The organism is Pseudomonas sp. LBUM1659 (genome assembly GCF_059716045.1).
Window position 1 is genome coordinate 3655586 of the sequence record NZ_CP166797.1, and the last position, 12224, is coordinate 3667809.

Consider the following 12224-nt stretch of genomic DNA (forward strand, 5'->3'; position numbering starts at 1 on the left):
ACGGAGGTGTGGCCGAGTGGTTTAAGGCAACGGTCTTGAAAACCGTCGACTGTAACAGGTCCATGAGTTCGAATCCCATCGCCTCCGCCATATTTGTACCGACAAAGCCCTGATTATTCAGGGCTTTGTCGTTTCTGGCTTTCCCTTTACAAAACAAGCACTTACGCGCTATTTCAGCACCACACGTGGCGCACACTGCTCGCTAGATGCTCCAAAAGTGCCTCCAAAGCTTGGGGGCATTTTTTTGTGCGAAAAAACTACGGTAAGCAGATTGTAAGCAGCCTGTGATCCCTATTCTGCTCATAGGTATTGAGTTTTTTGATTGATCCGTACCTAATGGCGTATTGACATAGGGGACATGGAATGCACGAAGCGTTGGTAGCTATTCAGACCCAGCTAGTAGCTGTGATTGCACAAATAAAAGCCGTAGTACCAAACGACGAGCCATTCGGGAACGCGCATTCCAACTGGTCGTTCGCGGGACTTACAAGATCAGAGCTGGTCGAAGAAGCGCAGTCAATCATCGATATGATCGATGAAAATGAAACTGACACCCTTGGGGACTCTGAAGCCCGAATCAGGGACTATGCTCGACGCATAGTTCATCTTCACCAGCACACAATTCCAAATCTTTGGGGCAGCGCTGCAAATGCGATTCCTGCCTACATGCTCACGTTGTCGGGGCTGCGCAAGGCTCTTGAGCCTGTCTTGAAGGCAGACGAACGCGCGGAGGCGCAAGCAAGAATCCGTAGATTGACTGTGCAGCTACGGGCTATGGAGTCGCGAGTCAAGGCGTTAGACCCGCGCACTACTGATCTAAATTCAATGGTTGAGAGGATCGAGCAGGCTTACAACGCGGCTGATCAGCTTCCAGCCGACTTGGAGCAGTTGTCTGAGGCGCAGAATACGATCGACGGCCTTGCTCAGGCAGCCGCCAAAGATCAAGCCCGTATCCTAGCGCTTCGAGAGCATGCCGACGAACTTGATCGTCTGCTGAAAAAAAGTGCTGAGGACGCGGAAGCCGTGCTGAAGCGCTGCGAAACAGCCTACTCCGCAGCGACAAGCGTTGGGCTGGCGGCCGCATTTAGCGAGCGCTCTATAGCTCTATCCAAGTCGATGTGGTTCTGGGTTGCTGGACTTGCCGTTGCCCTTGTGGGGGGTAGCTACTTCGGCTCCAATCAGCTTCACACGCTTTCAGAACTCTTCCAAATTCCAAACATATCGACATCGGTAGTTACACTGAATTTGCTACTGTCACTGCTATCGGTTGGCGCGCCTGTTTGGTTTTCATGGTTGGCTACAAAGCAGATAGGACAAAGATTCAGGCTTGCCGAAGATTATGCCTTCAAGGCATCCATTTCGCGCGCGTATGAAGGTTTCCGGCGAGAAGCTGCTGGGTTTGATAAAGAAATGGAGGCGAAACTACTTACATCTGCGCTTGCTCGGTTCGATGAGCTTCCTCTCCGACTCGTAGAACCTGATAGCCATGGAAGTCCTTGGCATGAACTTGCCTCGTCAGACGTTGTGAAGCAAGCAATCAGAGCCGTTCCGGGTTTTGCCGAACAAGTGAAGGACCTTGCGGGAAGGGCCGTGGATGCGATGACACCTTCAAAGGCCAAAACTACACCTACACCTAAACCTGCGCCTGTACCGACCGAGTAAAAGCAGCTGACGGGTTACGCAGTGCTTACGCACCGCGTGGATGGCATGGGTCTTCCTAGGCGGGGCATGCCGCCGTGCGGTTGTGAACGAATAACTCAAGGTTATTCGTTCGTTGGATTGACGGTGCGGACTTACCTGTATTTGTGGCTCACGTTTTGCGGATCGTGCCCGGTTATTACTGCTGGTTCAGGGCTGGTTTCGCGCGCCTCCGCTACGAGCTTGTCCTGCTGAGCTGTGGCCACAGCTTCCCAATCGTCCAGCGGTAGTATTTCTACCCAACCTTCCTTGCTCCAGCGGGCAAAGGCCCGGCTTCTGAGCGCGATGGGAGTGTTTTCCAAGGCGCTTGAGATAGCTTGAATCTTTGCCCACATTGATGCAGGAATACGAGCTTTCATTGCAGCGTGACCATGGTATGCGAGGCACCTTCGAGCAGTTTCAGCACCCGAAGCGCTAACTGCCTCCCGATCCTATTGAGCGACTCCGAATCTCCAATTGGCGTAGCCGCGCGGTGTTCCTCTGCCCACTGTTCGAATGCACGTTTCTCTGAATGAGTCAGCAGACCGCAAAGCGAAGTAACTTCAAGATTTGCCAGCGTTCGCTCAAGGATTGACGCGTTGGCTTGCTCAGCCAGGTCCTGTAGCGCGGCTTTAGATGACTGCCTGATCTCTTCAGTTGCGCCGTTTCTGGTATTCCACACAGCCTCATGCCGTAGGTTTCGATAGCAGTCATTGGCCTCTGCTTCAGCTGGCTGCACGGTTTCGTTGTAGCGAAATCTGAAAAGCCCCTGTGTCGTTTGGGAAGCATTAAAGGGGCGCGTGCGCTTAAAGCTCTGCATCGTGTCGAGCGCTCGCTGCCAGATGCTGTGGGCAGATTCGTTAGCTTCTAGAACGATGGTGCGGACCACTGCGGGTGCCTCGACAGACTCAAAATCGTGCACTTCGATGGCATCGGGGCACTGCCCATTAATGGCCCCGACGATTGAATACCTTGTGCTTTCTTGGACCCAAAAAATCAGCGAACCTAGCTGTGTGTTGGTCATGACGGCTCCCCTATTCCAAGTCGCCGCTCAATCTCTTCGAGTTTGTGGGCGAGTTCATCTACGTTTCGCATGTTTGCGTAGGCTGCCAGCGAATCGAGCAACATTTTCCCGGCATCCGGCGATAGCTGACCATCAGCCACAGCTGCGATGACCTGCCCCGCCTGCTCGGTGAGAGTCAGGTTGCGATCAAGGTCGAACTGAACCAGCGGCGACTGAGAACGTAACGGCGGCGCTAAGCGAGCCAGTACCAAGCCTGCCGCGTGCATGTCGCCGCCCAATGCCGCCTCAATAACCACAGCTGCAACCTCGGCGCCTTTCTTCTCCAGTTCCTCTCCAAGAAGCGTCCGTTTGTTCTTGGCACCTTTGGGCCGACCCTTCGGGTTGCCGCTTTGGCCGGGCTGCCAAAGACCTCGAGTCGCCTGTTCACCGGCGGTATCTTGTTGGTGTTGCTGGAGCCATTCAGGAGTGGTCGAAGGGGCATTTTCTGCCCCTTCTTGTAATTTGCAGTCCGGTTGCAGGTGGCTCATTTGAAAGGTGCCTCCGCGCGCTGCTTAGCGGTGCGTACGTTGTTAACCTTTGACCAGGACGCCCCCATAGCTTTTTCAATTTCGGTGTGGACCAACCCACCAACCTTGCCAAGCATTTCATATGCAGCCTTTGTCGCCTCCAGCCGCTGTACAGCTTCTGGCGCATTGCTTCGATGGTACATACGCGTGCGAGCTTGCTGCTCCTCATGGCTGATACCGCTCAGATATGCCGGAGCCCCTAGTACAGAGCCAAGAGTTTGTTTGTCACCATTTTTTAAAGCTTGGCGGTTGCAGGAGCTGAGTGCAACACGGTTATTGATTTGAAGTCGGGCCATCATGCCGCATAGCGATGGCCTTTTGCATTACTTGACCCATCACTTCGATTGGACATTTAAAATCGAAGCGTTTGCGTGGGCGCATGTTCAATTGCAGCGCTATGGCATCAAGCTCTTCCTGGCTGTGGACTGACAAGTCAGTCCCCTTGGGCAAGTATTGGCGGATTAGTCCGTTAATATTTTCGTTACTCCCGCGCTGCCAAGGGCTGTGCGGATCACAGAAATAGATCGCCACACCGGTCCTCTGCGTGATTTCGATATGTCTCGCCATCTCCCGGCCCTGGTCGTAGGTCATGCTTTTACGCATCGCCAGCGGCATGCGATTGAGCGCAGCACAAAAGCCTTCCATCGCAGAGGTCGCTGTCGCATCGTTCATTTTCACCAACATCAAGTAGCCGCTGGTACGTTCCACCAAGGTGCCTACAGACGAGGCGTTGGCTTTGCCCTTGATCAGATCGCCTTCCCAATGCCCCGGGGTTAACCGGTCTTCAATCTCCGGTGGTCGCACATGAATGCTGACCATCTCGGGGATCTGGCCGCGCCGATCCACTCCACCAGAGCGCGGCCTACGGGAGGTCTTACCTTGGCGCAAGCAGATGATCAGCTCCTTGCGCAGCTCACCGACCGGCAAGGCGTAGATCGCGGTATAGATCGTCTCGCGGCAGACGTAGGCGTCTTTGAGGCTGGGTATGTTCATGCTGCGCAGCTTGCCGCTAATCTGCTCAGGAGACAAACGCTCACGCAGCATATGGGCCACTAACTCCAGCCGCTCACTGCCCGGCAGTAGCTTACGTTTGGGCCGACAGAGACGACGGCGAACCTGCATCCGTTGCTGAGCAGTTCGCACCAAATAGCGGCTACCTCCCTCCCGGTTACGACGTAGCTCTCGGCTTATGGTCGAGGGCGCTCGGTTGATCAAGCGGGCGATCCTTCGCTGACTAAAGCCTTGGGCCAAACCGAGTTGGATAGTGACGCGTTCTTCGATACTGAGTTCGTGATAGGACATAAGGGCAACACCGTACCGAAATGGTCAGGTGTTGCACTCAGTTTTTGCGGCCGCCCTTCATTTAAGAACTTGTGTCGTTCCTCGACAGATAGCCCTTTCACGTGCGCACGAATCTCAGCAGTTATTCCATCCGCCCTACTTTGCACCAGCGGGGTATTAAGCATGACTTCAATTGCATCAATATTTTTCTTTAGAACCGTCATAGAATGATCAAACTTTTTATTTATAGAAAACTGATGCTTTTCTGCAAAATCTGCAACTACCAGCAACCGACCCGCGTCGTTCATAGTAGGGTTGGTAGCAGCGCCCTGACGCGCCTTATGGATAGCATCGACACCTTGATACGCGGTATCTAACGCCTCAACCGCAGTGGCTAAGTGCGGTGCGATCTCTTCATTATATCCCGGCACGGAAGAAATATTCATGGGGTGAAGAGATGGGGTTACGTGCGAAAGAATTTCCATGGAAGGAGCCCTAGAGTTATTAGTGGTTGTTTACGGTGTGGTAACAAGTTACAGGTAATTGCAGGACATCTACAAAACTATTTGTTAATTAACAGGCAGTTAGCTCACATCCTTGTATTAGCCGCATCGTATTTACAGTTTGCTGTTCCTAAATCTGATGGAGAAATTCAATCAAGACTCAGTTCTTGATGCGGATAATTAGACGGGATATAGCAAGCGCTCGTTGCAGAGGCTTGACGCGGCGTCTTAGCGTTGCCCCATCAATAAATGAACGAGAAACAATGATGGAATCGAAGACGACCTATACGAAGCGTGAAAACGCCCGCCGCGCTGGCCTTGCTGCTACAGGTGTCCCGAGTGAGCGCTTAGACATTACCGTTCATAAGAAAGGTAGCGAAGTTAAGTTCGGATGGAAGGTCAAGGCTGTTGAGCTTGAACCTGTCGTGACCACAGCAGCCGCTCGCGATGTCAAAGGCGCCCCGGAGGTACAAAACGGGATCAAGCGGCCAAGGTCTGGCACCCTCTGCGGCAATGTGTGGGATTGGCTTGATGCCGAAGGTGACCAGCCAGTGAAGGATGTTAAAGCAGCGGCACTTCAGAAAGGCTGGAACCAGAACAATGCAGCAATCGAACTGTATCAGTGGCGCAAGTATCACGGGTTGAACAAGCGCAACGTCAATGCCGCTTGACCACAGGGGCTTGCGCGCGCCTCCCACCGGCCAGTGCGTGGGGCCGGTTGTATATGCTGAGCAGGCTCCCAGCCAGCCCCGTAGCGCGCCGATCGGGCCGGGCTCAAGGCAAGGGTAGCGGGGAGCATATTACAGTTGCCACAGGGTTTGTTGGTTCTGGGGCTGTTTGAAGTTCTGCCCGGCGCCCATGGTAGTCCGGCTGCCGAAAGTTTGGGGTTTTAGGTTTAAGCTAGCCTAGCCCTAAAAAGCCCCCAAAACAGCAATAACAATACACCCCCCCTTAAACCTTTAAAGTTATTAAACTATTACTGCTAGGCCGCGCAAATACTAGGCTGGGCGCGTTTAAGGAAAAAACAAGACAGGCTTAAATTTTAAGGCTCAGACAGGCAAATTCCTTCAAACGTTTAAGGGCGCAAATGCATTTGCGCGCCGAAATATTGGCGAGCTAAAACTTACAACTCGCGGAAGGCTTACCCTTTAAAGCCCGTGCCATCGAGTTTAAAAGAGCATGTGGTCAGGGTGTTTTATTGTTTGCGTCATCTATCACCTTATCCATCCAGTGCTTTGGCTCCGGCCTTGAAAAACCGGGCAAGTCCAGAACTCGGTATGCCTGCCCATGAAAATCGCATTTTTTATGAACTTCGATTTTCGGAACCTCCGCAAAATACCCGGACTTGACCAAAGATGATATGGCTAGATCCATTGCCTTTGTTGCTCCGTTGCGATTGTTTCTGAAGGCGGCGACGTTCGCGGTCTTGGTTTGAATATACTTTCGTGCAATGATGTTGTAATTATGACAGAGCGACATTCCTGCTGCGGATTTTGGTAGTTCGTGCCACGGGGTTTCGAGGTATTCTTTCGCTATCGCTAGAATTTTCTTTTCTAATATATCATCGCTGTCACCGATATCACCTTCATCGAGCTTTCCTGAAAATGAAGCAATATCCCGGCGGATAAAATCAATGGCCCATTGCGCCTGCACTGTGGTGATAACCGGGTTCAATGGGTTCTGTGATGTAGCCAAAAGTGATGCCAGTTTAAGAGCTTTTAGATAAGCACGATTCCACATCTGCCGCTTTGATTCGTCATCACCTGCCTTCATGATGTTTATGTCAGCCTCAGACTCAAATGATTCGAGCGCCAGCCACCCATCAGGCTCACATATCACTTGGTGCGTCATGTCACGCTGTTGCAGCGTTATAGAATGCAGCATCAAGTTTCGTAGGATAGTAATAATATTTGTTGGCTCAGCCTTTGAGTATTGTTCTGCATACTGATTTTTAGGCGGGCGCTCACCTTTGTACTCAACAACGCAAAAGCGTGACATAAAGCCGTCAGCCATCATGTCGGGTGTAATTAGTTCATAGAAGGTGCCAGGTGTTGTCTCACCTATTAAGCTATATGCCACTCCGCTGACGCTTGCAATATTTTTGTCTTTATCGCTATAGCCGAGACCGCCAGCAACAGAGTCAGGCCCGGACTTGGAATACAAATTCACCAAAACTCGCCTGAGGTTTTGCATCGGTGAGTCAGGGCTTTTTGAGCTTCCAGCGATTTGCTTTAGCCGCATCCCAAACTCACCAGTCACATTCACGAAGGACGGATTTGAAGCCGCAGCCTTCTGCAAGGCTTGTCCCGATACATAGTCACTGAAGTCAACAAACTGTCGGGCTAGCGTCATATCAGCACTCTTTGTTGCCATGCCCATGAGTTTTGAAATGCCGTCATGCATGGCCTCTTTGCCAACAGCACTTCGCGCGACCAAGACTATGTAAAGATTTAAGCCAGTCGGTTTTCCTGGGGTTGTCCAAGACTTACCGCAGATTCCGGCCAGCAAACCCATAGCCCCAACGATAGCCACTTCTGGGACGGGGCGAATTGCTGTGTCGTAGATATAACGAGCAATTTCTCCTGCAAAGCCGGGTGGCCATGCTAGACCGAGTGAAAGGGGCGCCGTTGCGCTTGGCCGTTGCACAGCTTGATCAGAATCAGGGCAAGGGTACTGGGGAGTCTGCTGCGTCGCGCTGGTGCCGTTATGGGGAGCCTGCAAGTTATCAAATGCGGCGCTGTGGCTAGAGTTCATATAGGGGATGTTCATCAAGTAATTCCTTTTAGCGGCCCCCCAAGGCCGCTTTTTGTTGCACTGTGCTTACGCGAATAGATGTGGCTGGGGCACATCTCGCGGCGCAGTTCCGTTAGCGCTCGAGCGAACGCCATATATGCGGTAAGTCGTAGGTTAAATTGCGGCTAGGCGGCCAGCGCAGAACGGCGTCGAGTACTGGCTGGTGCTGGTGCAGGTCTGAGCGTCAATCCAAGCAATAACGTCAGACTCAACGTAACGAATAGCTCGACCAATTTTGCGAAATTGGGGCCCCTTGCCTTGGGTGCGCCATATTTCGAGTGTGTTGGCTTTAAGGCCAAGCAGGTAGGCAGTTTCGTTATTTGTAAGAAGTTTTAAGGCGAGTGCTGAGGTCATGTGATAGGGCTCGTAGACTTACCTTGCTGAGCATCTTAGCGCCAGCACGGAGAATGCTTGTCCATCGAGTTTTGTGTGATCACCTGCCCCAGACGGTTGCGGGGGTGTCCGGGTCCTGGGGGATTCTCACCCTTACTGCACCGGCTCAAGTCTTTAAGTTTCTGGGTTTTTGCCTCGCCCGCCCCCAGTGTTGCGCAACCTACCCCAGATTGCGTGGGGTAGGCTTAAGTAGGGCCAACTTTACGGCGCTCTGTGGTGACGGTGCAACTGATTTTTTTTGTTTATTTTTTAGTACCTTAACGGGCGTAAACGAAGGTTAACTCGCGTGTAGTTGAATCACGTTTTCACCATCAGCGATCATCCGCGCAATACGGCCTTGCTCAGCAATCCAGTCGGCAATACGTTGTACCTCGGGTTTGAGATATTGAAGGTGCGAGGTTTCTAAATAGTGCCGCGCGGTCACGCCCTTCGGTACGTGGTTCGTCAATAGCTCCACCTTGTGCAAGTCGATGCCACATGTGGCAACTCCTATCGTGGTGAACGTGCGTCTCAAGTCGTGGGGCGTGATCTTCGTGCCTGCAACGACAGACAGGTTTTTCATCGTATCTCGCGGGTCTTTGAGGTGGCCGCACTTCCCCCAGGATGTGAAAACGAAGGAGCTGCCCTCGATGCGCTGGCGTGTGGTCAATAGCTCCACTGCCTGTGTCGACAGTGGCAGCCATACTGGGTTCGAGTTCTTCGGATCGGGAATATGCCACCAACCCTCTTCGAGATTAACCCTGTCCCATGTGAGAGCGGACGCCTCGCCGATGCGCGCACCAGTTAGCATTAGGAACATGACAAGGTCCAGGCTAGCAAGGGTGTCACGGTTGTACGCAACCTCGCGGCTTTGTTGCAGGTGTGACCACACTGCCCCTAGCTTGCTGTCTGGAACGCGGCTAGTGCGGGGCTTGATCGGAGTCCATTTTTTGTAGAGGACATCGACAGGGTTATCTGTGATGACAGGCGAGCCATCTGGCTTTCGGTATTCGCGAATCGCGTAGTTGAAGAGCGCCCGCAACACAGAGAAGCTCTGATTTGCCTGCGCGGGTGCTGGACCATCGCCCCGCAAGCCCTTGGTCTTCATCTCATTGAAGCGCTTCGTGACTGCCTCACGACGGATAGAGGTAATGGGCTTTTTCTGCCATGCGTCAAATGTCGTAGTCACATGACGGTCAATTTCGCTCTTGCTGCTTTCCTTCAATGGGCGATCACGCATGTAGGCATCTGCAACCTCCCGCAGCGTCACGTTAGCGGCAGCTTCTTCCTTTGCCGTCTCGCGTGGGTCAATACCCATACGCATGCTACGAAGATGTTCACGAGCGACTTCCCGCGCTTGGTCGACAGTGAAGACACCATGCGGTCCGATTGTGATGCGGGCTGATTTGGCACGCACCCGACCTTGAACTATGTAGGTGACTTTCCCAGCTGCGGTGCACCGCAGGCCAAAGCCCTTGGTTTCGCTACACCAGTGCAGGGCGTATCCGTCGGCAGGTGCTTCGATTTTATCAACGAATGACTTCGTCAGCTTAGGCATGCGACACCTCGCGGACGTGCGCGAGCAGCGCAACTGTGGTTACTATGAGCATGTTGGCTTCCTTGGAATAGAAGGAGGTTGACCACGCGGTCGGGGCTGTTAGCGCAGCTGCCGGCCGCATCTGCTTTTCACGCTAGTGAGCGTATTGTAAGCAGGCTGGGTAAAGCTAGGACAACCTACAACAAACATGCAAGCGACTTAAGTGCTTGAACTACAAGGGTTGGAGAAGCTTACCAAAGGAGTGGGAAGCACTATAAAGCTGTCCTACGGCATACTTGAAAACCGTCGACTGTAACAGGTCCATGAGTTCGAATCCCATCGCCTCCGCCATATTCGCATCTAAAAGGCCCCAATTATTGGGGCCTTTTTGCTTTCAGCCTTCTGTGTTTTCCACCTGCTGCTCCCCCACTCTCCATCTCACCTGACCTGCCGGATTGCCCGTCGGGGGGCGTGAGCTGGCCTCTTAAGCGTCAGTAAACACCCTATTTTCTACAGTTTCGCTCACTGAGTCGCGACTCTCCCGCCCTGCGTCACGGTTTTGAAGTCTTGGACTAGACTCAACCGTCTTGGGGGGTTGTTGTACAACTTGGAGAGCAACCATGAAAACAACCTTGTTATCCTTAACACTTGCTATTGCACCTCTGCTCGGCGGTGCTGCCGTCGCCGATACATCCAAACCCAATATTGTATTCATCATGGGTGATGATATTGGCTGGATGCAGCCAAGCGCCTACCACCGAGGCTTGATGGTTGGTGAAACACCAAATATAGATCGTATTGCTAATGAAGGATCGATTTATATGGACTATCTCGCGGAGCAAAGTTGCACTGCTGGACGCAACGCATTTTTCACCGGCATGCATCCTCTGCGCACAGGCATGATCCCGCCACAACTACCCGGCAGTCCCTCCTATCTGCGGCCCGGCACGCCAGCGCTGGCCAAATTCCTCTACGATTTGGGCTATACCACGGGTGAGTTCGGCAAGAACCACTTGGGAGACCACCCGGCAGCACTGCCAACTGCCCATGGTTTTCAAGAGTTTTGGGGCTACCTCTATCACTTGGATGCGATGCAAGGGGTGAGTTTTCCCGATATCAACAAGTCGCCTACTGAACAAGCCATTGCACCACCCTGCAAAAATGAGCCGCTGCCCGGAGTTCCCGAGGTACCAGGGTCTGTTGACCCCAGGACAGCAAACTGCCTGACACCGCCACGACCGGTGCTTGCCTGCGTGTCCTCCGACGGCACACAGCAGAATCAGAAGTGTAAAGATGAAGGCCCGTTAACCCTTGACCGGTCAAAAACCGTCGATGAGGAAATCTCTACACACGTCATAGATTTCCTCGACCGCAACGACCCTAAAAAGACCGGCAAGCCGTTCTTTGTTTGGTACAACCCTGCACGCATGCACATCACTACCGTGCTGTCTGACAAGTATCTGGCCATGGTTGGTACCCCAGGAGGCAAGGATTGGGGGGTCAATGAGGCTGGTATGAAACAAATGGATGACAATATCGGGTATGTCATCAAAAAGCTTGAGGACATGGGGCAACTGGAAAACACCATAATTGTGTTTACCACCGATAACGGTGCTGAAGTCATTACCTATCCTGACGGCGGCGTCACCCCCTTCAAAGGTGGCAAACTGACAACCTGGGAAGGCGGCATGCGTGCACCGATGGTTGTACGTTGGCCAGGACATATCAAGCCAGGCACCGTCAGGAGTCAGTTGTTTTCATCGCTGGACTGGGTGCCAACCCTGGTCGATATCGCCGGTGGCCCGAAAGGGAATGACCTGAAGACACAGATAGAAGGTGGCAAGTACCCTGGCATCGTCAAAACCACACTTGATGGCGTCAATCAAGTCGACTATTTGACAGGCCAGAGTGATAAGTCCGCGCGCGAGATTTTCTTTTATTACACCGGCTCGAAGCCTTCGGCGGTGCGCTACAAAAACTGGAAGATGTACTACACGATGGTGCCAACCGATCCTACGGGGGCTATGAAAGGACCTGTAAGCTATTCCTGGACCATGGTTGACAATATCAAGCGCGATCCCTTCGAGATTGCTGGTGGGTTGGACGATCCTAAATCCATCGCGGGTTACGCCGGGGCACTTGCTGCACCCGCCACGGCTTATATCTACGACTGGAATATGTTGCCCCTTGGTCAGTTGCTGTGGATGAAAGAACTTGCTTCGTATAAAGAATTCCCACCCTTGCAAGCACCTGAAACCTACAACCTGGACGGTATCATGGCGGAAATGGCAGCCTCCAGAGCGTCGAGTCATGCCGGCGAATAGAACGCGGGAGCGAGTGTGAAATAACCACCGATTTCCTGCGCCGCTATATCGCTCAAGAAGTCGGTGGTTAACCGTTCAGTCACACGAAACGTCGCATGCCGATAAATGCCCGGCATGAATACTCTTTAACGCACACAACAACACCCT

The 12224-nt window shown here is 52.7% G+C and carries 12 protein-coding genes and 1 tRNA gene; 4 read left to right on the forward strand and 9 right to left on the reverse strand.

All coding sequences use genetic code 11. The annotated features are described in order from the left end of the window. The first annotated feature begins 2 nt into the window (after positions 1–2). Positions 3–90 (forward strand) — tRNA-Ser (locus ACA048_RS16485). 273 nt (positions 91–363) lie between these two features. After that, entirely contained in the window at positions 364–1662 is a 1299-nt protein-coding gene (locus ACA048_RS16490) for a hypothetical protein (RefSeq protein ID WP_497625376.1), read from the forward strand. Between the two features lie 131 nt (positions 1663–1793). Here ACA048_RS16490 and ACA048_RS16495 read toward each other — a convergent pair whose 3' ends face one another. From ACA048_RS16495 to ACA048_RS16520, 6 genes are read right to left on the reverse strand one after another with little or no spacing between them, the layout of a single operon-like run. Beyond that, a complete protein-coding gene (locus ACA048_RS16495; RefSeq protein ID WP_497625377.1) occupies positions 1794–2057 on the reverse strand; it encodes a hypothetical protein in 264 nt (87 codons plus the stop codon). After that, positions 2054–2701, reverse strand: coding sequence for a hypothetical protein (locus ACA048_RS16500; protein ID WP_497625378.1), 648 nt, complete (start codon positions 2699–2701; stop codon positions 2054–2056). The genes ACA048_RS16495 and ACA048_RS16500 overlap by 4 nt, the downstream gene beginning before the upstream one ends. Then, positions 2698–3228, reverse strand: a complete 531-nt coding sequence (locus tag ACA048_RS16505) for a DUF5681 domain-containing protein (RefSeq protein ID WP_497625379.1) — start codon at positions 3226–3228, stop codon at positions 2698–2700. Before ACA048_RS16505 ends, ACA048_RS16500 begins: the two co-directional genes overlap by 4 nt. Beyond that, positions 3225–3566 (reverse strand): hypothetical protein, encoded by a 342-nt coding sequence (locus ACA048_RS16510; RefSeq protein ID WP_497625380.1) that lies wholly within the window; start codon positions 3564–3566, stop codon positions 3225–3227. The genes ACA048_RS16505 and ACA048_RS16510 overlap by 4 nt, the downstream gene beginning before the upstream one ends. Continuing rightward, positions 3541–4569 (reverse strand): IS30 family transposase, encoded by a 1029-nt coding sequence (locus tag ACA048_RS16515; RefSeq protein WP_497625381.1) that lies wholly within the window; start codon positions 4567–4569, stop codon positions 3541–3543. The genes ACA048_RS16510 and ACA048_RS16515 overlap by 26 nt, the downstream gene beginning before the upstream one ends. Next, a complete protein-coding gene (locus ACA048_RS16520) occupies positions 4479–5033 on the reverse strand; it encodes a hypothetical protein (RefSeq protein ID WP_497625382.1) in 555 nt (184 codons plus the stop codon). The genes ACA048_RS16515 and ACA048_RS16520 overlap by 91 nt, the downstream gene beginning before the upstream one ends. Before the next feature lie 281 nt (positions 5034–5314). Here ACA048_RS16520 and ACA048_RS16525 point away from each other — a divergent pair, with 281 nt between their 5' ends. After that, positions 5315–5722, forward strand: a complete 408-nt coding sequence (locus ACA048_RS16525; protein WP_497625383.1) for a hypothetical protein — start codon at positions 5315–5317, stop codon at positions 5720–5722. A 514-nt stretch (positions 5723–6236) separates the two neighbouring features. Here the strand turns inward: ACA048_RS16525 and ACA048_RS16530 are convergent. From ACA048_RS16530 to ACA048_RS16540, 3 genes are all read right to left on the reverse strand, one after another. Continuing rightward, positions 6237–7820 carry a DUF3987 domain-containing protein gene (locus ACA048_RS16530; protein ID WP_497625384.1) on the reverse strand — a complete coding sequence of 528 codons (1584 nt, stop codon included), beginning with the start codon at positions 7818–7820 and terminating at the stop codon, positions 6237–6239. A 138-nt stretch (positions 7821–7958) separates the two neighbouring features. After that, positions 7959–8198, reverse strand: a complete 240-nt coding sequence (locus ACA048_RS16535) for a helix-turn-helix transcriptional regulator (protein WP_497625385.1) — start codon at positions 8196–8198, stop codon at positions 7959–7961. 316 nt (positions 8199–8514) lie between these two features. Continuing rightward, positions 8515–9774 carry a tyrosine-type recombinase/integrase gene (locus ACA048_RS16540; protein WP_497625386.1) on the reverse strand — a complete coding sequence of 420 codons (1260 nt, stop codon included), beginning with the start codon at positions 9772–9774 and terminating at the stop codon, positions 8515–8517. A 599-nt stretch (positions 9775–10373) separates the two neighbouring features. Between ACA048_RS16540 and ACA048_RS16545 the strand changes: the two genes are divergently transcribed. After that, positions 10374–12077 (forward strand): arylsulfatase, encoded by a 1704-nt coding sequence (locus ACA048_RS16545; RefSeq protein WP_497625387.1) that lies wholly within the window; start codon positions 10374–10376, stop codon positions 12075–12077. The last annotated feature ends 147 nt before the right edge of the window (positions 12078–12224 follow it).

Coding starts and splice junctions, on each gene's coding strand:
- ACA048_RS16495 (WP_497625377.1), bottom strand. CDS start 2,057: ATGAAAGCTCGTATTCCTGCATCAATGTGGGCAAAGATTCAAGCTATC.
- ACA048_RS16500 (WP_497625378.1), bottom strand. CDS start 2,701: ATGACCAACACACAGCTAGGTTCGCTGATTTTTTGGGTCCAAGAAAGC.
- ACA048_RS16540 (WP_497625386.1), bottom strand. CDS start 9,774: ATGCCTAAGCTGACGAAGTCATTCGTTGATAAAATCGAAGCACCTGCC.
- ACA048_RS16505 (WP_497625379.1), bottom strand. CDS start 3,228: ATGAGCCACCTGCAACCGGACTGCAAATTACAAGAAGGGGCAGAAAAT.
- ACA048_RS16515 (WP_497625381.1), bottom strand. CDS start 4,569: ATGTCCTATCACGAACTCAGTATCGAAGAACGCGTCACTATCCAACTC.
- ACA048_RS16530 (WP_497625384.1), bottom strand. CDS start 7,820: ATGAACATCCCCTATATGAACTCTAGCCACAGCGCCGCATTTGATAAC.
- ACA048_RS16535 (WP_497625385.1), bottom strand. CDS start 8,198: ATGACCTCAGCACTCGCCTTAAAACTTCTTACAAATAACGAAACTGCC.
- ACA048_RS16490 (WP_497625376.1), top strand. CDS start 364: ATGCACGAAGCGTTGGTAGCTATTCAGACCCAGCTAGTAGCTGTGATT.
- ACA048_RS16525 (WP_497625383.1), top strand. CDS start 5,315: ATGATGGAATCGAAGACGACCTATACGAAGCGTGAAAACGCCCGCCGC.
- ACA048_RS16510 (WP_497625380.1), bottom strand. CDS start 3,566: ATGATGGCCCGACTTCAAATCAATAACCGTGTTGCACTCAGCTCCTGC.
- ACA048_RS16520 (WP_497625382.1), bottom strand. CDS start 5,033: ATGGAAATTCTTTCGCACGTAACCCCATCTCTTCACCCCATGAATATT.
- ACA048_RS16545 (WP_497625387.1), top strand. CDS start 10,374: ATGAAAACAACCTTGTTATCCTTAACACTTGCTATTGCACCTCTGCTC.